19 protein-coding genes, 1 pseudogene and 1 other annotated feature are annotated in these 19255 nt (G+C 44.3%); of the genes and pseudogenes, 4 read left to right on the top strand and 16 right to left on the bottom strand.

What is annotated here, in order from left to right; all coding sequences use genetic code 11:
• Window positions 1-219 precede the first annotated feature (219 nt).
• On the top strand, window positions 220-822 hold the full coding sequence (gene rpsD, locus NST16_RS03380; RefSeq protein ID WP_010335313.1) for a 30S ribosomal protein S4: 603 nt from the start codon (window positions 220-222) through the stop codon (window positions 820-822).
• A 21-nt stretch (window positions 823-843) separates the two neighbouring features.
• On the opposite strand, the gene sr7p is transcribed toward rpsD, so the two are convergent.
• From sr7p to acsA, 3 genes are all read right to left on the bottom strand, one after another.
• Complete coding sequence (gene sr7p, locus NST16_RS03375) at window positions 844-972, bottom strand: small protein SR7P (protein ID WP_268448336.1); 129 nt, start codon at window positions 970-972, stop codon at window positions 844-846.
• Window positions 973-1103: 131 nt separating this feature from the next.
• The gene (gene tyrS, locus NST16_RS03370; RefSeq protein ID WP_340883908.1) at window positions 1104-2372 is read right to left on the bottom strand and encodes a tyrosine--tRNA ligase; all 1269 of its coding nucleotides are present in this window, start codon (window positions 2370-2372) and stop codon (window positions 1104-1106) included.
• Between the two features lie 48 nt (window positions 2373-2420).
• Window positions 2421-2662: a binding site (T-box leader), on the bottom strand.
• 54 nt (window positions 2663-2716) lie between these two features.
• The gene (gene acsA, locus NST16_RS03365; protein WP_268448338.1) at window positions 2717-4438 is read right to left on the bottom strand and encodes an acetate--CoA ligase; all 1722 of its coding nucleotides are present in this window, start codon (window positions 4436-4438) and stop codon (window positions 2717-2719) included.
• Between the two features lie 160 nt (window positions 4439-4598).
• On the opposite strand from acsA, the gene acuA reads away from it, so the two are divergent.
• The 3 genes and pseudogenes from acuA (at window position 4599) to NST16_RS03350 (ending at window position 7064) form a co-directional block, all read left to right on the top strand.
• Complete coding sequence (gene acuA / locus NST16_RS03360; RefSeq protein WP_340883905.1) at window positions 4599-5231, top strand: acetoin utilization protein acetyltransferase AcuA; 633 nt, start codon at window positions 4599-4601, stop codon at window positions 5229-5231.
• Window positions 5232-5257: 26 nt separating this feature from the next.
• Window positions 5258-5901 (top strand): annotated as a pseudogene (locus tag NST16_RS03355) (acetoin utilization AcuB family protein).
• Window positions 5898-7064, top strand: coding sequence for an acetoin utilization protein AcuC (locus tag NST16_RS03350; protein WP_268448341.1), 1167 nt, complete (start codon window positions 5898-5900; stop codon window positions 7062-7064). The pseudogene NST16_RS03355 and the gene NST16_RS03350 overlap by 4 nt, the downstream one beginning before the upstream one ends.
• Before the next feature lie 29 nt (window positions 7065-7093).
• Here NST16_RS03350 and motS read toward each other — a convergent pair whose 3' ends face one another.
• From motS to NST16_RS03285, 13 genes are all read right to left on the bottom strand, one after another.
• Window positions 7094-7804: a flagellar motor protein MotS gene (motS, locus tag NST16_RS03345; RefSeq protein ID WP_268448342.1), complete on the bottom strand. Its 711-nt coding sequence runs from the start codon at window positions 7802-7804 to the stop codon at window positions 7094-7096.
• Window positions 7794-8612 (bottom strand): flagellar motor protein MotP, encoded by an 819-nt coding sequence (motP, locus tag NST16_RS03340; protein WP_168748534.1) that lies wholly within the window; start codon window positions 8610-8612, stop codon window positions 7794-7796. The genes motS and motP overlap by 11 nt, the downstream gene beginning before the upstream one ends.
• Before the next feature lie 69 nt (window positions 8613-8681).
• Entirely contained in the window at window positions 8682-9686 is a 1005-nt protein-coding gene (ccpA, locus tag NST16_RS03335; protein ID WP_024122513.1) for a catabolite control protein A, read from the bottom strand.
• Between the two features lie 281 nt (window positions 9687-9967).
• Complete coding sequence (locus NST16_RS03330; RefSeq protein WP_024122514.1) at window positions 9968-11044, bottom strand: bifunctional 3-deoxy-7-phosphoheptulonate synthase/chorismate mutase; 1077 nt, start codon at window positions 11042-11044, stop codon at window positions 9968-9970.
• Window positions 11045-11279: 235 nt separating this feature from the next.
• Window positions 11280-11606 carry a bacillithiol system redox-active protein YtxJ gene (gene ytxJ / locus NST16_RS03325; protein ID WP_010331506.1) on the bottom strand — a complete coding sequence of 109 codons (327 nt, stop codon included), beginning with the start codon at window positions 11604-11606 and terminating at the stop codon, window positions 11280-11282.
• Between the two features lie 24 nt (window positions 11607-11630).
• Window positions 11631-12086, bottom strand: coding sequence for a YtxH domain-containing protein (locus tag NST16_RS03320; protein WP_010331507.1), 456 nt, complete (start codon window positions 12084-12086; stop codon window positions 11631-11633).
• A 30-nt stretch (window positions 12087-12116) separates the two neighbouring features.
• Window positions 12117-12539 (bottom strand): DUF948 domain-containing protein, encoded by a 423-nt coding sequence (locus NST16_RS03315; protein ID WP_148962358.1) that lies wholly within the window; start codon window positions 12537-12539, stop codon window positions 12117-12119.
• Window positions 12540-12700: 161 nt separating this feature from the next.
• On the bottom strand, window positions 12701-13999 hold the full coding sequence (gene murC, locus NST16_RS03310) for a UDP-N-acetylmuramate--L-alanine ligase (RefSeq protein ID WP_010331509.1): 1299 nt from the start codon (window positions 13997-13999) through the stop codon (window positions 12701-12703).
• 245 nt (window positions 14000-14244) lie between these two features.
• The gene (locus tag NST16_RS03305) at window positions 14245-17124 is read right to left on the bottom strand and encodes a DNA translocase FtsK (RefSeq protein ID WP_340883896.1); all 2880 of its coding nucleotides are present in this window, start codon (window positions 17122-17124) and stop codon (window positions 14245-14247) included.
• 160 nt (window positions 17125-17284) lie between these two features.
• Window positions 17285-17890 carry a YtpR family tRNA-binding protein gene (gene ytpR, locus NST16_RS03300; protein WP_268450729.1) on the bottom strand — a complete coding sequence of 202 codons (606 nt, stop codon included), beginning with the start codon at window positions 17888-17890 and terminating at the stop codon, window positions 17285-17287.
• 16 nt (window positions 17891-17906) lie between these two features.
• Complete coding sequence (locus NST16_RS03295; protein WP_026014592.1) at window positions 17907-18716, bottom strand: DUF1444 domain-containing protein; 810 nt, start codon at window positions 18714-18716, stop codon at window positions 17907-17909.
• 15 nt (window positions 18717-18731) lie between these two features.
• The gene (locus tag NST16_RS03290; RefSeq protein WP_010331513.1) at window positions 18732-19055 is read right to left on the bottom strand and encodes a thioredoxin family protein; all 324 of its coding nucleotides are present in this window, start codon (window positions 19053-19055) and stop codon (window positions 18732-18734) included.
• 39 nt (window positions 19056-19094) lie between these two features.
• Entirely contained in the window at window positions 19095-19211 is a 117-nt protein-coding gene (locus tag NST16_RS03285; RefSeq protein WP_125825412.1) for a hypothetical protein, read from the bottom strand.
• Window positions 19212-19255 lie beyond the last annotated feature (44 nt).

The raw sequence follows: 19255 nt of genomic DNA, 5'->3' as shown, positions 1-19255 counted from the left end.
GGTTGACTTCAAAACAAATAAATTATATAATGACCTTTGTGTGAAATATTGCAGCCTTTTTGTTCAGCTTCTATGTTTTCATTTTGTTCCTTATCAATAAGGTGTATCGTGTAACTCTCTGCTGCTGGAGCGAGGATACATGAAAACAAAATGTGCATGGTCGAATAGAACAGACGGTTTTTATTTTCCACAAAATAAAACCAAAGGAGGAGTCACATTATGGCTCGCTATACAGGTCCATCTTGGAAACTGTCCCGCCGTCTAGGAATCTCTCTTAGCGGAACAGGAAAAGAATTAGAAAAACGCCCTTACGCTCCAGGTCCACACGGCCCAGGACAACGTAAAAAATTATCAGAATACGGTTTGCAATTGCAAGAAAAGCAAAAGCTTCGTCACATGTACGGTGTAAACGAACGTCAATTCCGCACACTGTTTGACAAAGCTGGCAAACTAGCTGGTAAACACGGTGAAAACTTCATGATTCTTTTAGATTCCCGTCTTGATAACGTTGTGTACAAGCTAGGTTTAGCGCGTACTCGCCGTCAAGCTCGCCAATTGGTTAACCACGGTCACATTACTGTAGACGGAAGCCGCGTTGACATCCCGTCTTACCAAGTAAAAGCTGGTCAAACAATCGGTGTTCGCGAAAAATCAAGAAACCTTTCAATCATCAAAGAATCAGTTGAAGTAAACAACTTCGTTCCTGAATACCTTACTTTCGATGCTGAAAAGCTTGAAGGTACATTCACTCGTCTTCCAGAGCGTTCTGAACTTGCTCCGGAAATTAACGAAGCGCTTATCGTTGAGTTCTACTCTCGTTAATCGTTTAAAAACCCCCTGCCGCTATGCGGTCGGGGGGTTTTTTTCGTCTGCTTCTTCTACCGTTTCCTGCTGGACAACACTTTCTTTGGCCTGCTGCTCCCAATAATCCCGCTGCATTCTTTCTTTGGCGATCGTACACATGAGATTCACGGTGAGCTTTCCCTCCTATTGAAAAGGTGGTGAATGGTCGTGTTTGCCCTATCTAATATACTCTTTCCCTCAAATTCCTATGCACTAAACCAAAAACATCCTTTGCCAATTAAGCAAAGGATGTTTTTTTCTTATTTATACGTGACAAGGAAGTATTTTTTCTTTCCGCGGCGAAGCACAGTAAACTGATCTTCAATGCGGTCTTCAGCAGATAAGATATAGTCAATTTCTATCTGGCGTTCACCGTTAATGTAAACGGCTCCGTTTTTAATATCTTCACGGGCTTGTCGTTTAGACGGTGACAGTTTCGATTCAACCAGCACATCTACGAGTGACAGTTCTTCAGCGCTGTCTTTTTCGAGAGAAGGCACATCTTTAAAACCGATTTTTACGTCTTGGGCAGAAAGCTCTTTAATATTGCCGCTGAACAATGCTTGGGAAATATTAATCGCTTGCTCCAGTGCCTCGCGTCCGTGAACGAGCGCTGTCACTTCTTCTGCTAGGCGTTTTTGCGCTTCACGCTTTTCAGGCGCTGTTTCAGTTTTTTCAGCGTATTCTTCGATTTCTTCTTTTGAAAGGAACGTAAAATATTTTAAGTATTTCACAACATCACGGTCATCTGTATTGATCCAGAATTGGTAGAATTCATATGGAGACGTTTTTTCTTTATCTAGCCAAATTGCGCCGCCTTCGGTTTTTCCGAATTTTGTGCCGTCCGCTTTCGTTACAAGCGGAATGGTAAGACCAAACGCTTTTGCTCCTTCTTCTTCAGATTTTCTGATCAGCTCAAGGCCAGCTGTGATGTTGCCCCATTGATCGCTTCCGCCGATTTGCAGCTTACAGTTTTTCTCTCTGTACAGGTTTAAGAAATCATAAGATTGAAGAATCATGTAGCTGAATTCTGTGTAAGAGATGCCGGATTCGATTCTGGAGCTGACTGTATCTTTTGCCAGCATGTAATTGATGCCGAAGTTTTTGCCGACGTCACGAAGGAAGTCGATCACATTCATGTTTCCGATCCAGTCGTAGTTGTTTGCCATAACAGCCGGGTTTTCTGCTGAATCAAAATCAAGAAATCTTGAAAGCTGATGTTTGATTTTTTGCGACCATTCGACAACGATATCAGCCGTGTTTAACGTACGCTCTGCTTTTTTTCCGCTCGGATCGCCGATTAAACCCGTCGCGCCGCCCACAAGCGCAATCGGATGGTGCCCCGCAAGCTGAAAACGGCGGAGTGTTAAAATTGGCAGCAGGTGCCCGATATGCAAGCTGTCCGCTGTCGGATCAAAGCCTGAGTACAGGCGGATTTTTTCTTCGTTCAGCTGTTTGTTCAGTCCTTCTTCATCCGTCATTTGCTGAATCAATCCGCGGAAGGATAAGTCTTCAAGTAAGTTTGTCATGAGATAAGGCTCCTTTTTTAATAAAATAAAAACGCCCCTTCGTGTAAACGAAGGGACGATTGATTATCGCGGTACCACCCTACTAATAAGAGCATACATACAGCTTTTTGCTCTTATCACTTTGCCTGATAACGGATCAGGTCCGTTCTTTCACTACTGAAAGCCTGAGCGGCTTTGTTTGCAAAAGCGGTTCATGAGTGTATTCGATATATCCGTCTGTGCTGATTTTCACCGGCCATCAGCTCTCTGGAACGTAAGGATATTCTACTTGTCTCAATCTTTACCTTTTCATATGAAGCTATATCATTTTTAACATAAATAAAATCCCGTGTCAACGGCGCCTTTTAATCCTCCATCGTTGACAGGTCTCCGGCCGGAAGATTCAGTTCCCACGCCTTCAGCACACGTCTCATGATCTTACCGCTCCGTGTTTTTGGAAGCTTATCCTTAAATTCAATTTCACGCGGAGCAGCATGGGCTGCAAGACCTTGTTTGACAAATTGACGGATTTCTTCCTTCAGTTTATCAGACGGCTCAAACCCTTCTCTGAGAGCGATAAAGGCTTTAATGATCTCCCCGCGCACCGGATCAGGTTTACCAATGACCCCCGCCTCCGCAATTGCCGGATGTTCGACAAGCTTGCTTTCCACTTCAAATGGCCCGACGCGCTCACCGGAGGTCATGATGACATCGTCCACTCTGCCTTGGAACCAAAAGTACCCTTCATCATCCATGTAGGCAGAATCGCCCGACACATACCATCCGCCCGGCATAAAATAAGATTCGTATTTTTCAGGGTTGTTCCAAATCGTGTGCATCATAGATGGCCAGCCCTTTTTGATGGCGAGGTTCCCCATTCGATACGGCGGAAGCTCGTTCCCCTGATTGTCAACGATTGCTGCTTCTACACCGGGAATCGGTTTTCCCATCGAGCCTGGTTTTATATTCATGCAAGGATAGTTGCAGATCAGCTGTCCGCCCGTTTCTGTCATCCACCATGTATCATGAATCCGTTGGTTAAAGACTTTATGCCCCCATCTGATCACTTCCGGATTTAAAGGTTCACCGACACTCAGCACATGGCGGAGTGAAGTCAGATCATATTTGGCAGCCATATCATCTCCGGCTCCCATCAGCATTCGAAAGGCAGTCGGCGCGCTGTACCAGACGTTTACGCCAAGCTGCTCAATCGTGCCATACCAGCTTTCCGGGCTGAATCGTCCGCCGACAATCACATTTGTCGCTCCGTTCAGCCACGGCGCAAAAATCCCGTACACCGTTCCAGTCACCCAGCCTGGGTCGGCCGTGCACCAATAAATGTCCTCTTCCTTTAAATCAAGGACCCATTTTCCTGTCTGATACTGCTGAACCATTGCCTCATGGACATGAAGCACACCCTTTGGCGTACCCGTAGATCCTGATGTATAGTGAAGCAAATAGCCGTCTTTTTTGTCCATCCATTCAATGTCCAGTCTTGTGCTCTCATGCTTAGCCACTTCATCATAATGAATGATGTTTGCTCCGCTCTTTTCAGCCTGGCCGCCGACTATGAATATACGCTGTAAATCAGGGAGCTTTTCAACCGGAATCCTTTCCAAAAGCTCAGGCGTCGTGACAACAACCTTTGCCTCGCTGTTTTGAAGCCGGTCCTTAACAGCCCCCTCCATAAACGCTTCAAATAACGGCCCGGCGATTGCGCCGATTTTGATGGCACCTAGCATAATAAAATAAAGCTCGGGTGATCTCGGCATAAAAATAAAAACGCGGTCCCCTTTTTCCACATTTCCATACCGTCTCAGCACATTCCCGGCTCTGTTTGTTTCTTCTTTCATTTCTTTAAATGTGTATTTTTCATCCCGTTTTGCGTCCTTATAATAAAGCGCAACTTTGTTTTTTCGAAAAGATTCGGCATGACGGTCTATCGTTTCATAAGCCGCATTCAATTTCCCTGTCTTATGCCAAGAGAAATGTTTCTCTGCTTCGGACCAATCAAATTGCCGATACGTTTCTTCATAGTTTTTTAAATTATGATCCCCCTCTATCGCTGGCAACGCTTTCAAATTCATGTCCAAACATCCCCCTTTGCTGAAGTTGTCACATTTATTATAGTATATATTCATATTCTTCTCAATTTTTAAAATATAAACCATGTTGAAAACGCTTTATATTTTGTTATTCTTAAAGGAGGCATGTATTTTTTATAGAAATTGATGGGACGGTGAATCAGTGGAACATCATAAAACATATTACTCTGCAAACATCAAAACAGCAACCGGCTCCTTACTGATAGAAGGCCCTGTCTCTCCAGAGGAATTGGCAGGTTATGAGTTTCATAAGGATTTGACCGCATTTCGGCCGCCCCGGGAACAGCATGAAGCATTAGTCGATATTGCTGGCCTTCCTGAGGGACGCATTATCATTGCCAGAGACGGCCAAACCATTGTCGGCTATGTGACGTATTTATACCCTGATCCGCTCGAAAGGTGGTCAGAAGGAAATATGGAGGATTTGCTTGAGCTCGGAGCCATTGAGGTGGCGCCGGCATACCGGGGATGTTCTGTCGGAAAAACGCTTCTGACCGTCAGCATGATGGACGAACAAATGGAGAACTACATTGTGATGACGACAGAGTACTACTGGCATTGGGATTTAAAAGGGATGAAAAAAGATGTGTGGGAGTACAGAAAGATCATGGAGAAAATGATGAACGCAGGCGGATTGGTCTGGTTTGCAACCGACGAGCCCGAAATCAGCTCCCATCCTGCGAACTGCCTGATGGCGCGCATCGGAAAAAACGTCAGCCAGGAATCAATTGAACAATTTGACAGGCTCCGTTTTTATCATCGTTATATGTATTAACTGACACAGACAAAGGGGAAAAGATAATGATTGTTGAGCAAATCATGAAAAAGGATGTCATCACATTAACGAAAACGGATACGCTTGAAACGGCAATACACAAGCTGAAAGAATTTCATATCAGGCATTTGCCTGTTATTAACGAAGACCGCCATGTAATTGGGATGATTACAGACAGAGATATGAAACAGGCCAGCCCAGCATTTTTGAAGAAAGCAAACGCAGCCGTTTTCTCACACGAAGCGTTGAATCAATTATGAAAAAAGACGTAGTATGCGCCCATCCGCTTGATTTTGTTGAAGAAATATCAGCAGTCTTCTACGAGCATGGCATTGGCTGCCTTCCTGTCGTGCACCATCAAAAATTAATCGGCATTCTGACAAAAACCGATTTGCTGCGGACTTTTGTAAAGCTGACAGGCGCTGACCAGCCCGGATCGCAGATTGAGATAAAAGTAAATGACATCACAAAAAGCCTCGCCGATATCAGCAGCCTCTGCCAAAGACTTCAGGTAAAAATACTGAGCGTTCTTGTCTATCCTCATGACGATTCCGGCGCAAAGGTGCTTGTATTCCGTGTCAAGACGATGAATCCGCTGCCGTTTTTGCAGGAATTGCAAAAAAACGGGCATCTCATCGTATGGCCGTCAGAGCATAGGGATCAGCTATGAGGGATAGTGTGTTCATTTATTCTCCCTCTTATCAGACCTATATGTTTCACCAGGAGCACCCCTTTAACCAGCAGCGTGTTCTCCTGACATATGATTTGCTCAAATTAATGGATGCCTTTGACGAGGGAGATATCGTCAGTCCGCGGCTTGCGGCGGAAGATGAGCTGGCTCTCGTTCATACGGACGATTATATCCAGGCAGTAAAGCTTGCCGGCGCCGGAAAACTTCCAGCCGAAGAAGGGGAAAGCTATGGGCTCGGTACGGAAGATACACCTGTCTTTGCAGGCATGCATGAAGCGGCCTCACTATTAGTCGGCGGCACCTTAACGGCTGCGGATTATGTCATGTCAGGGCAAGCACTGCATGCTGCCAACCTTGGGGGAGGCTTGCACCATGGGTTTCGTGGAAGGGCTTCAGGATTTTGCATATACAACGACAGCGCTGTAGCGATTCAATATATTCAGAAAAAATATCAAGCCAGGGTGCTGTATATTGATACGGACGCCCATCACGGAGACGGTGTGCAATTTGCATTTTATGATAACCCCAACGTATGCACCCTGTCTATTCATGAAACGGGACGGTATTTATTCCCCGGAACCGGTCAGATTCAGGAAAAAGGCAGCGGAAAAGGCTACGGATATTCCTTTAATATCCCGCTTGATGCTTTTACGGAGGATGATTCATTTATTGAAGCCTACCAGACAGCAGCTTCAGAAATCGCCGCTTATTTTCAGCCGGATGTGATTATCAGCCAAAATGGCGCTGATGCCCATTACTACGATCCGCTGACTCATTTGTCGGCAACGATTTCCATTTACAATGAAATTCCGCGGCTTGCTCACGCACTAGCGCATCAATATTGCGGCGGAAGATGGATCGCCGTCGGAGGAGGCGGATATGATATTTGGCGAGTGGTGCCCCGTGCCTGGGCCCGAGTATGGCTTGAAATGAAAGGAATCGATCCGGGACATGACATACCACCTGAATGGATCGCAAAATGGCAAAAGCAATGCCCAGTCACCCTTCCGTCCAGCTGGAGCGATCCCGCCGATTTATATCCGCCGATTCCACGCAAGCCAGAAATTACAGAAAAAAATGCCCAAACAGTCAGCAAAGCGTTATATTCGATACGATCAGAGCGCCAGGAAAAAACAAAATAAAAAAACGACCTTCACGAAGAGGTCGTTTTTTATTTTTTGATGACGATTTCCACACGCCGGTTTTCCTTCATATGCTCATTTGTTTTGTTATCTTTTACAGGCTTTGTATCCGCATATCCAACAGCGATAAACCGTTTCGACGGGAGTTCCTCTTTTGATGTGAAGTATTGAATGACCCCGCTTGCCCGTGCTGCGGATAGCTCCCAGTTGGACGGATACCTGTACGTTGAGATATTTCGGCTGTCTGTATGGCCCTCCACCTGAATATCATTTGGAATAGTCTGAAGAAGAACTGCAATTTGGTGAAGAAGCGTTTCGGCATTATTCAACACGTCAGCCTCACCCGAATCAAATAGCACCGCTTCCTGAAGAACGAGCACGACCCCGCGTTCATCCCGCTTTGCTGTCATTTTTGACTTTAGCTGATGCTTTTGAATGTATGCATTTACTTTTTGCAGCAGTTGATCCTGCTGATTCTCTTGCTTTTTCGCATCGGCTGACGGCGTTTCTTTTTGATCGATGGCTGTTTGGTCTGGCTGAAGCCCGCTGCCATCCTTTTGGATCGAGTTCACCGCTGCTTTAAATTTTTGCAGATCAATCTGCGACATCGAAAAAAGTAAAATAAAGAACACAAGAATCAGCGTAATCAAATCTGTAAAGGTTACCATCCAGCCGGAGGATGACTGATTGTTTTTCCTGTTTCCATTCCTTCGTTCAAAGCGCTCTCTTCTAAGCTTCATGTACAGATCCCTTTTTTGTCTTGACTTGATTAGGCTGCTTCCGCCATTCTTCCCGAGAGCTGAAAACGACGAGCTGGCTTTCCAGATTGCGCGGATTTTTTCCGGATTGTATCCCGATAATGCCTTCCACCATTACCTGTTTGATGAAGATTTCACTTTCTGTTTTTTCTTCAAGCTTGGCCGCAATCGGATTAAATACCATGTTTGCCAGCAATGAACCGTATAAGGTCGTCAAAAGTGCAACGGCCATATTGGGTCCAAGCATATCAGGGTCATTTAAATTTTTGAGCATCAGCACCAGCCCGACTAGTGTCCCGATCATGCCCCATGCCGGAGCGAATTCTCCCGCTTTTTCAAAAACGCGGCGCCCTTTGCGGTGCCGTTCCTCCATTGCTGCAATTTCTGAATCCATGACAAGCCGAATCGTTTCTTCATCCCAGCCGTCAACCGCCAGAAGCAGCCCTTTTTTCAAGAATGGGTCTCTGATTTCTCTAGTCTGGTCATCCAATGATAAAAGCCCATGTTTTCGCGCATGGTCGGAAAGGGAAACGAAGGTTTTCACAAGGTCCTTTACATTGTCTTCCTGGCGGATAAATGCCTGCTTTAACACAGTTGGCGTTTTTTTCAGCTCCCTCGGCGGAAAACTGATAAAAACCGCGGCGCAAAGCCCTCCTGTTACGATAAAGAAAGAAGTCAGATCTAGAAAAGAGCGGAAACCGCTTACTCCCGATCCGGAAATAATTCCAATTACAATAATAATCGTTCCTAACACAAAACCAACAGGTGTAAGATAATCAAAACGTTTCATCATTTCTCCTCACTCATACGAAAAAAGCAAGAATTCACCTTAGAGGTGAAGCTTGCTTTCTTGTTTTTCTTATGACTTGGTTGACTGTCTTAACTCTATACGATGCGGCAATTCGACAATATGCTCTTCCACCGGCTCTTTATTCATGAGCTTTGTCAGCAGTCTCATCGCAACCGCGCCAATATCATATGTCGGCTGAACTACTGTTGAAAGCTGCGGTCGAACCATCAAGCTTAATCTCGTATTATCAAAGCCGATAATGTCGAGATCCTCAGGAATGGACAAGCCTTGATCCTGTGCGGCATGTATAATGCCGAGCGCCATTTCATCAGTTGCAGAAAGAATCGCTGTCGGCTTTTTGTCCAGGCTCATGAGATGCTGAAGCGCCTCAAGTCCGGAATCATACGTGTAATCACCTTCAGCGACAAATTGTTCATTAAACGGAAGATTCGCCTCTTCAAGCGCCCGTTTGTAGCCTTGCAGTTTCTTTGAGCGGTTGATCGGTTCTGTCATCGGGCCAGAAACAAATGCAATATCAGTGTGCCCCTTATCAACCAAAAGCTTCACCGCGTCATAAATCGCCTGCTCGTAATCAATGGCGACTGATGGTGTTTCACCTTGCTCCTCAACAGAAGCGGCAAGCACAATCGGCACTGGGGAACGCTTAAATTCCGCTACATGCTCGTCCGTAATGTTTCCGCCCATAAATACGATGCCGTCGACCTGTTTGCCGAGCATTGTGTTTAATAAGTGCAGCTCTTTCTCCAAGTTTTGGTCAGAGTTGCTCAAAATGATATTATATTTATACATTGTCGCGATATCTTCAATTCCTCGCGCAAGCTCTGAATAGAAAATGCTTGAGATATCAGGAATGATGACACCTACAGTTGTTGTTTTTTTGCTTGCAAGCCCTCTTGCCACCGCGTTTGGACGGTAGCCGAGACGGTCAATGGCTTCCAAGACTTTTTTTCTCGTTGTCGGTTTTACATTCGGGTTACCGTTCACGACACGGGAAACGGTCGCCATGCTTACATTAGCTTCTCTCGCTACATCGTAGATCGTAATATTGCTCATCCTAAAACCACTCCTTTTACTGGATACACTTATCCTTATCTATAGCATAAACACTTTATGTAGAGAAATGTCATAATGTCCGAATTTATGTCGTTTATGATTTGTAAGCGTAAGTCAGTAGTCTACATTATTTTTCATTATTCATCAAATTTAATTACTTCTCATGAAATTATACACGTTTTTATAGATGATGAAAACGTATACTTGAGTTTTATAATTAAATAAACGAGAAAGCGCAAAAAAAGGCCGCATATGCGGCCTTTTGTATTGATCTCATTCCATTAGGCGTTGACTTTCACCATTGGTTTCAGTTCATTCAGCCATTTTTCAAATTCAGGGATTGCCATTTGCTGAGCAGAGTCAGAAAGTGCGACTGATGGATCAGGGTGAACCTCTGCCATAACGCCGTCAGCACCGATCGCTAAAGCGGCTTTAGCTGTCGGAAGAAGGAGGTCACGGCGTCCTGTTGAATGTGTCACATCAACAAAGACCGGCAAATGTGTTTCCTGTTTCAGAATTGGCACAGCTGAAATATCGAGCGTATTTCTCGTCGCTGTTTCGTATGTTCTGATACCGCGCTCACAAAGAATAATTTGATCATTGCCTTGTGCCATAATGTATTCAGCTGCATTGATGAATTCCGAGATCGTTGCAGCAAGTCCGCGTTTCAGCAGGACAGGTTTTTTCACGGAACCTGCAGCTTTGAGCAATTCAAAGTTCTGCATATTACGCGCACCGATCTGAATTACATCAATATAATCAAGCGCTTCTTCAATATGAGCCGGAGTTACGATTTCGCTGATAACAGCCAGATCAAATTCGTCCGCTACACGTTTTAAGATTTGAAGTCCTTCTACACCGAGGCCCTGGAAATCGTATGGGCTCGTACGAGGCTTAAAAGCTCCTCCGCGAAGAATTTTAATCCCTTGTTTTTTAGCAGCCGCAGCCACTTCTGCCACCTGCTCATAGCTCTCAACCGCACATGGTCCGACGATAAATCTTTGCTGGCCATCTCCGACTTTTTCACCTTTGATATCAACAATTGTATCTTCAGGTTTTTTCTTGCGGGAAACAAGCAACGCTTTGCTGTGGTCTTCCTCCTGAAGCTCTAAACCTGCTTTAAAGATTTCTTTAAAAATGTGCTGGATCGTAGAATTTTCGAACGGTCCGTCATTGTTTTCAATGATTTTATTTAACATTGTACGTTCTCTGACAGGATCAAAGCGATTAACACCCTGCGCTTCTTTCGCTTTACCGATCTCTTTCACAACATTTCCGCGCTGGTTGATTAATTTTAAAATTTGCAAGTTTAATTCGTCTGCCTGCTGCCTTAGAAGCTCTAACTCTGTGTTGCTCATTTTTTTCATCCTTTCCCTGCACATTCATTTTTTATTTTGTAGTTAACATGCATCTTACTATAAGTAAAACCAAATGGAAATACTGAAATACAAAATTTTTAAAAAAGTCTACTTTATTACCCAAACGCTTTTAAGTGATAAAGTAATGTATGATGCTATCGTACATGATGTGACGAAAATGATCAATAGTTTTTTCAAAAAAAAAAGCGCCAGATCATATCTGGACGCTTTTTTTCTAGGACAGATGCTGCTCAATCGCCGCTTCTGTAATTTGTGAATGTGAGGTATGCCACTTTACTTCACCGTTTTGGATCACGAAAACTTGAGGGCTTTCGTGCTTGACTCCGTATGTTTCTGCGATGAAATTTGACAGAGGCCGTGCCTCTTGTACTTGCAGATAGTAAGCCGGCACTTCTTCATGCTGATTTGCAAAGGCATCAAATTCGTGAAATGCGGCTTGGCTGATCGGGCATGTTAAGCTGTGCTTAAAAAACAAGAAAGTGCCTTCCTTTTCTGCAATACGTTTAAACTCTTCCTCAGATTGGATAAGCTGTTTTGCCATTAGTCAAGTCTGCTCCTTCCGGGCTCAGCGGTTGATGTGCTCGGCCTGTTTTTGTGCATCTTTCAGCTCGTCTTTTACGTCTTCTTTCGTTTGGAGGACTTGATCTTTTGCTTCGTCAGCCGCCTGCTTCGCTTCGTTTTTCATATCTTGCATAGCAGCTGATGACTCGGTATTGGCAGAATTTGAACGGTCTCTTAAATCTTTGACCTTGTTCATGATTTGTCCTGACTGATCTGCAACAAGCTGCGTGATGTTAGATGTTTTGTCTTTTGCAATGCTGACATATTGAGTGCCTTTTTCTTTTGCGTCTGCCGTCATTTTATCTGTTTTATCCCGCAGAGCGACAGCTTGATTTCCGAGATCGTCGCGAAGTTCTTTCCCAGATTTAGGTGCTAGGAAAAGCGCAGTGGTGGCTCCGATGATTCCTCCGATTAAAGTACCGATTAAAAAATCTTTACTATTAATTCCATCTTTGCTCATCATTATTCCTCCTCAAAGTGTTTTTCTCTCTTAAAGAGCTGATTTTTTCTTTTGCTTCCACTTCTCCCAAATTTCCATCGCTGCTTGGCTCCAGGTAACAACCTGATTGATTTTATCTTGGTTTTCTCTCACTGATGCCGATACAGAACCTGCCGCCTGCTTCATTGATGTATTGAACTGCTGTACAGAGGTTCCCACCCCTTGAACAGCATGAACGACCGTGTTCAGCTTTTCTGACTTTTCCTGAATGTCTTCAGCCAAGCGGTTGGTCTTATGTAAAAGCTCGGCAGTTTCAGTGGTAATGCCTTTCATTTGTCCCTCCAGCCCTTCTAGCGTGGATGCGACATGTTTTAATGTCAGCTGCAGTGACTTTAATGTTTTAGACAAATAGATCACTAAGACAAGAAATGCTACAGCGATTAATGCAACGCTTAAATAAAGAATGATTATCATCTTAGGCCTCCTTGCTGCAGGATATACTGCTGTTTACCCGTTATGTAAAATCATAAACATATGTGTTGGGCTGTATACATATTATTCTCCATTCCAGTTGAAAATCCTTTAAGAGGATTTCTCTTCAGATAAATAAAAAGCAGTGAGATCACTGCTTTTTATTATGCCATGACGTTTTCGTAGGCTCTCATATATTTTTGAATATCTCCTGCTCCCATAAAGATAAGAACGGCTTTATCATGAGCTTTTAAAACAGATGTATCATCTTCTTCAATCAGCTTGGCATTATTAATTTTTCCCTGCAGGTCGCCGATCGTCAGCTTCCCTGCGTTTTCCCGGGCTGACCCGAAGATATCGCATAAATACACACAGTCTGCCGCACTCAGGCTATCTGCAAATTCATCAAGGAATTGCTGTGTCCGCGTAAATGTATGAGGCTGGAATACCGCAACAATTTCACGATCAGGATATTTCTGTCTTGCAGCCTCAATCGTCACTTTTATTTCTGTCGGATGGTGAGCGTAGTCATCAATTAACACTTGGTTTCCGAGCTGTTTCTCATTGAATCTGCGTTTCACGCCGCCAAATGATTTGAGGCCATGCTTAATAACACTGGCGTCAATTTCTTCATAATGGCACAACGCGATGACCGCCAATGAGTTCAATACATTATGATGGCCGTACGCAGGAATATAAAATGTGTCATAGAATGTATTGCGGACAAAGACATCGAAAGTTGTCCCTTCTGTACTTTTTACAATGTTTCTCGCTTGAAAATCATTTTCTTCTCCCGTGCCGTAATAAACGACAGGCACGTTCGCATGGATTTTCGGCAGATACTCATCGTCACCGCAGGCAATAATGCCTTTGTTAACTTGAAGAGCCATCTCCTGAAAAGCGTCAAACACATCGTCAATATTTGAGAAGTAATCAGGATGATCAAAATCAATATTCGTCATAATTGCGTAGTCAGGCTGATAGCTTAAGAAATGACGGCGGTATTCACACGCTTCAAATACGAAGTATTCGCTGTTTTCATTTCCTGCGCCTGTTCCGTCCCCGATTAAGAAAGACGTTGGCTTTGCGTTTTGGATGACGTGAGCCAGCAGCCCCGTAGTTGACGTTTTGCCGTGCGCACCAGTAACCGCGACACTGGTGAACTTTTTCATATAGTCACCTAAAAACTTATGATAACGAATCACCGGAATTCCGTCAGACAGCGCTTTTTCAATCTCAGGATGCGTGTCTGGGAATGCGTTTCCAGCGATAACTGTCATGCCGGGTTTGATGTTATCCGCGCTAAAAGGAAGGACGGTGATGTTTCTCTTTTCAAGCGCCGTTTGTGTGAAAATGAATTTTTCGATATCCGATCCTTGGACAGTATATCCATTATCATGAAGTATTTGGGCAAGCGGACTCATACCCGTCCCTTTTATTCCAACAAAATGATAAACAGTCATAATTGTACCTCCAACAAACGTCTATCTGTTCCCCAGTATATGACGTTCATTTCAATTTGCGACCGCGGCGGCTGAAAAGCCGCCTGCGGCGTATCCTTATATTTTTTGTTATGTTCAGTATCCGGTTATTTCTTTCCGATTAAACCTGAATATCACAATTTCTATGCCCATCTGCTGTAAAGCGGCATAGGTGTTTAATGATCTATCCATTATCATACCATGTTTGCTGTGAAAATGAACCTATATTATTCGTTTATTAAATCACTTGCAGTGATCAGCACCTCTCGAGGCTTGCTTCCTTTCGCTTCAGAGATCATACCTTCTGCTTCCATCATGTCAATCAGCCTTGCAGCCCGATTATATCCGATTCTGAATCTTCTTTGCAGGCTTGACGTGCTTGCACTGTTTTGCTCAACAACAAATTCACACGCCTCATAAAACAGTTCATCCTCTTCCTTTAAGGCAGAGCCTTGTCTGACCAATTCTTCTTGTTCAAACAAATAAGCTGGCGGCAGCTGGTTTCTGACATGGGAAACAACACGGTCAATTTCTCGGTCCGATACAAAGTTGCCTTGAAGACGGACCGGTTTTCCAGAACCGTTCTCTAAAAAGAGCATGTCTCCTTTACCGAGAAGTTTTTCCGCACCAGCCATGTCAATGATTGTTCGGGAATCAACCTGGCTGGAGACAGAAAACGCAATTCTCGTCGGGATATTCGCTTTTATCAGACCGGTAATGACATCGACTGACGGGCGCTGAGTCGCGACAAGCAAATGAATTCCGCAGGCTCTTGCTTTTTGAGCAATCCGGGCAATGCTTTCTTCTACATCATTTGGAGCTACCATCATCAAATCCGCAAGCTCGTCAATAACCACAACTAAATACGGCAGTTTTTCGCCCGTTTGGTGATCGGAGGTTAATTGATTAAAACGGTCAATATCGCGAACACCGGAATGGGCAAACAGTTCATAGCGCCGCTCCATTTCCTCAACAACCCATTTTAAAGCAGCTGTGGCCGCTTTGGCGTCTGTAATGACAGGGCTGACGAGGTGAGGAATCTTGTTGTAAGGCGCAAGCTCCACCATTTTCGGATCAATCAGCAGCACCTTCACTTCACTCGGATCAGCTTTATAAAGCAGACTCACTAAAATGGTATTGATGCACACGCTTTTTCCCGATCCTGTAGCTCCGGCGATAAGACCGTGCGGCATTTTTTTCAGATCAATGACAACAGGATTCCCCGAAATATCCAATCCGAGTGCTGACGTAAGCGGTGATGTGCTCGTCCTGAAAGCGGAACTGCGAATCATCTGGCGCAAATCAACCACCTTGCTCGTACGGTTCGGCACTTCAATTCCGATCGTGTTTTTCCCCGGAATCGGCGCCTCAATTCGAATATCTTTTGCGGACAGGCTGAGTTTAATGTCATCAGACAGATTGGTGATTTTATTTACCTTTACACCCGGTTCAGGGTGTACTTCAAATCTTGTGACTGACGGCCCTTGCGTTACATGAACCACATTGGCCCGAACGTTAAAGTTTTTCAAAGTTAAATCAAGGAGCTGACGCTGCTCTTCTATCCACGCAGCATCGTCCTGAACTTGTGCTGGCGGCACATCAAGCAGTGAGACATTCGGGAACACATAGCTTCCGCGGCGCTCCCCTGCTTTTTGCTGTTTATGCGTATCGCTTTTCAGCATCATAACATTAAAAGGAACAGACGGTCCCTTCTGAAGTGCCGGACTTCGTTTAGGATTGTCACCAGACTTCTTTGCTCTGTTCTGCTGTTCTGCTGTAGCCGTGCGTCTTTCTGCCCCAAGGCTTTCATCCGCCGCAGAATAGGATGAAGAACCCTCTTCTGTGCTATGTTCCAGTTGTGAATCACCTTCTATCTGGGCCACGGATGCTTCAGGCTGGTTGTTTTCCTCTATCATTTGAGCTGATGCAGCTTCCTGAATGCTTTCTTCGTGAACAGCTGTATCGCTGTCTGACTGTTCCTCTGCTTCTTGCAGGGCTTCTGGCACAGCCTCTTCCTCGTATCGTTCATTATGCACGAGAGGCTTTTCATGCTCATGGATTTCCATTTGTTCTGCTGGAGCTGAGAAGGTTTCAGCAGTTTCTGGATGAACGTTTCCTTCGTTGGCTGACGGCTCTTCTGCCTCAGTTCCAGCACCTGTCACAGTCTCTTCCCCATACCGCTCATCGGGTAATAAATGCTCTTCCTCCTCAGGCTCTTGGATCTCTGTTTGTTTAGTTGAGACGGTCTCAGCAGTTTCTAGCACAGCTTCTTCATTGGCATTTACACCATTGGCTGACAGCGTTTCTGCTTCCATTCCGGCACCTGTCACAGTCTCTTCCCAAGATGTTTCTTCGTGCAAGAAAGATTCTTCCTGCTGATCATTCATTTGCTCTGTTTCTTCTGACGGCATCTCAGCAGCTTTTGGAGCCATTTTTTCTCCAGCGGTTACTTTTTTGTCTGACAGCTCCTCTGCTGAGTGCTTTGCCATTGTTTCATTCGTACTTTTTTGGACGCCAGAAGGCTCTTCATCCAATCGGACATGTGAAAAGAGGGGTTCCTTCTGTTGCTGCGGTTGCCGGTCCGGCATCGAATAACTGCGTTCGCGTTCGATTTCTTCTGAAAGCAGTGTTACCTTCTCTTCTACAGGTTCCGGCTTTTTTTGCTCACCTTTTTTTTCCGCAGATTGTTTCGGCATGTCCTTTTTCACAGATGGTTTTTGATTAAATCCATATACAGGCGAAGGGATATTTGTCGGTTTAAACGGTTTCTTGGCTGGCTCTGATTTTTCATATGTACGGTGCTCTTTTTCATTATTTGTGCGGTCTCTGTGCTGAGCAGCTCCCGAACGAGGCGCGGTTTGCGGTTCCTCCGATGGCGGGCGGCGCCTTCTCAAATCATTTTTTTGGTATCCGTCAGGCACAACCGGAAAACGGAACTTGCCTTTAGGATATTCGTAATATATTTTAGGATCTTCCAATCGTTTTAATTGTCCTTCGGAGTGATGCGATTCTTGCTGTTTCGGAACTTGAGCAGGTTTTGTATCCCGTTCAGCATCCTCTTCACTCTCTCCTAAAAACAAATCAAAAAATTTATGAAGCCAACTCATAAGTCATCTCTAACTCCCTTATAGTTTTCTGGGACGATTTTTAGTATACCACTGCTTGTCGGCCCAGAAAAGATTAAGCTTTCAGCAAAACAAAGCCGCTAAACAAGAGCTTAGCGGCTTTTTTTACATGATTCGATTTTTTCGGCGTATTTATGGGAGTCTAAAACTGAAATGCGTCTCCAGCCTCATGGTCTCCTTCTAATACAAGGATTCCTTTTTCAGCAGGAGCGTCAGGCAATGCAAGCTCTTTTGCGGAGCAGATCATTCCGCTGGACGGTACGCCTCGAAGCTCAGCATCCTTGATGACAAGCCCGCTCGGCATCACAGCGCCGACTTTGGCAACAACAACTTTTTGGCCTTGGTCAACATTAGGCGCGCCGCATACGATCTGAAGCATTTCGTCCCCTACATTGACTTTACAAACGCTTAGTTTATCAGCATTCGGATGTTTTTCTTTTGATTCAACATATCCGACGACAAACTTTGGCGATAAATCAACGACTAATGTTTCTTCAATGCCGTTTCTGTTTAACGTTTCATTCACATCTTGAACGAATGTTTCTGAAAGGGCAACAGGGCCGTTTTCATCAATGGTTAAGTATGAAGACGCGTTAAAGATGTTAAAACCCGTCGTTTCATTTGTTTCGCTATTGAAAATTTTGACGACGCCGCCGTATTTTTCATAGCCTACTTGCTCGCGCGTTACGTCTTTTAGAGAGATCAGAAGTGTATCTCCCACACCTTCTTTATTATAAAAAGCGTTCATAAGTAAAAAATCCTTTCTAATCCTTTTTCGGACGGCTTTTTGCCAAGATAAACACCGGCTCCAGCTTTCCTTCATTGTATAGGAAAGAAAGCGCCGTAATCGGAACGGTGCCGCCTGCAAAGAAGCTCATCGACATTTGTCCTAAAATATCATACCCTGATTCATTCCGAATGTCAGCAAGTATCAGAACGTCCTGATGCGGAACAGAGATCGCTAGCTCACCTTTAGCATTTTGTTTATACTCATTTAAAATCGCTTCGTTCAGAATCCGGCTGGCGTCGTAACCGTCGTTTGCTCTAAAGAAGTAAAAGAGATTGCCGGCAACAGTATCCTCTTTGACAACCGTCGGCAGGGAGCGGAGGTTAAACGCAGCCGTTTCTCTGATACGCTCCTTCGTCCAGTTTTCTTTCTCCAGCATACGCTGATCAATTAAACGATAGGTTTTGCCCAGATCAAGCGCGTAATAAATTCTTGTTTCTGCGGTATGCTCGTCATAAATAAGCGGAATCTCTTCGCTGGACTTGTCCGGAAAAGAGGTTGAGCGGATGACCGGATAAATACGGCTTTCCTTCCCGGTTATTTCCTGCGACTTTCCTTCCATAGCTGCCATGGCTTCTGATACATAATAAACGATCTCGTCAATGGCTTCGTCTTTTTTCAGTTCCCATTTTGCAATAATCGGCGGCAGGTCAAGCGTAATTCCTTTTTTAGTTGTTTCATCCTCAACACGGAGGGTGTCTTTTTCTCTGTCAAATAAAAAGGAGCGATTCTCGTGCTGAAGGCGCTGTTTCAATATGTCTGACAGCTTCCTTGAGGTCATTTTCAAACCGGATATCCTCCTTTACGCTTTTGCGAGAGAGTCAGTTAAAAATTGTTCAATTTCTTCTTTTGTTTTACGGTCTTTGCTCACAAAACGATTCACTTCTTTTCCTTCATTAAACACAACAAAGCTTGGAATGCCGTAAATCTCCCACTCTGCGCATGTATCAATAAATTTGTCGCGGTCTACATAGTAGTAAGTGAATTCAGGAAAATCTGCTTCCAATTCCGGTAGAAAAGGCTCTACAAAACGGCAGTCCGGGCACCAGTCGGCAGAAAACATAAATACTGCCCAATCATCCTTTACCGCTTTTTCCAGTTCTTGCGTTGTCTCGATTTTTTTCATCACATATCCCTCCAGTTGATTATGTTCTTACATGTTAATTTATCGATACTCGTCCATTTGGATCATACCAAACTGCTTGCGGCAAAACCACTTATATGCAACGAATGAATATGTAAGATAAGCTTTCCCATTATCATTATCATATTTTATTTGCATTATCAAGCACGTTTCGTTTAACATTTTGTACATGAGGGTAAAAT

Source organism: Bacillus sp. FSL K6-1005 (assembly GCF_038000225.1).
GTDB classification, from domain to species: domain Bacteria; phylum Bacillota; class Bacilli; order Bacillales; family Bacillaceae; genus Bacillus; species Bacillus mojavensis.
The sequence above is the reverse complement of the archived record's forward strand: the minus strand, read 5'-3'. Positions and strand labels throughout refer to the sequence as shown.

Bases quoted from the DNA above. Each gene is read 5' to 3' on its own strand.
- rpsD (WP_010335313.1), top strand. From the start codon at position 220: ATGGCTCGCTATACAGGTCCATCTTGGAAACTGTCCCGCCGTCTAGGA.
- tyrS (WP_340883908.1), bottom strand. From the start codon at position 2,372: ATGACAAACTTACTTGAAGACTTATCCTTCCGCGGATTGATTCAGCAA.
- acsA (WP_268448338.1), bottom strand. From the start codon at position 4,438: ATGAATTTGAAAGCGTTGCCAGCGATAGAGGGGGATCATAATTTAAAA.
- NST16_RS03350 (WP_268448341.1), top strand. From the start codon at position 5,898: ATGAGGGATAGTGTGTTCATTTATTCTCCCTCTTATCAGACCTATATG.
- motS (WP_268448342.1), bottom strand. From the start codon at position 7,804: ATGAAGCTTAGAAGAGAGCGCTTTGAACGAAGGAATGGAAACAGGAAA.
- motP (WP_168748534.1), bottom strand. From the start codon at position 8,612: ATGAAACGTTTTGATTATCTTACACCTGTTGGTTTTGTGTTAGGAACG.
- ccpA (WP_024122513.1), bottom strand. From the start codon at position 9,686: ATGAGCAATATTACGATCTACGATGTAGCGAGAGAAGCTAATGTAAGC.
- NST16_RS03330 (WP_024122514.1), bottom strand. From the start codon at position 11,044: ATGAGCAACACAGAGTTAGAGCTTCTAAGGCAGCAGGCAGACGAATTA.
- ytxJ (WP_010331506.1), bottom strand. From the start codon at position 11,606: ATGGCAAAACAGCTTATCCAATCTGAGGAAGAGTTTAAACGTATTGCA.
- NST16_RS03320 (WP_010331507.1), bottom strand. From the start codon at position 12,086: ATGAGCAAAGATGGAATTAATAGTAAAGATTTTTTAATCGGTACTTTA.
- NST16_RS03315 (WP_148962358.1), bottom strand. From the start codon at position 12,539: ATGATAATCATTCTTTATTTAAGCGTTGCATTAATCGCTGTAGCATTT.
- murC (WP_010331509.1), bottom strand. From the start codon at position 13,999: ATGACTGTTTATCATTTTGTTGGAATAAAAGGGACGGGTATGAGTCCG.
- NST16_RS03305 (WP_340883896.1), bottom strand. From the start codon at position 17,124: ATGAGTTGGCTTCATAAATTTTTTGATTTGTTTTTAGGAGAGAGTGAA.
- ytpR (WP_268450729.1), bottom strand. From the start codon at position 17,890: ATGAACGCTTTTTATAATAAAGAAGGTGTGGGAGATACACTTCTGATC.
- NST16_RS03290 (WP_010331513.1), bottom strand. From the start codon at position 19,055: ATGAAAAAAATCGAGACAACGCAAGAACTGGAAAAAGCGGTAAAGGAT.
- NST16_RS03285 (WP_125825412.1), bottom strand. From the start codon at position 19,211: ATGCAAATAAAATATGATAATGATAATGGGAAAGCTTATCTTACATAT.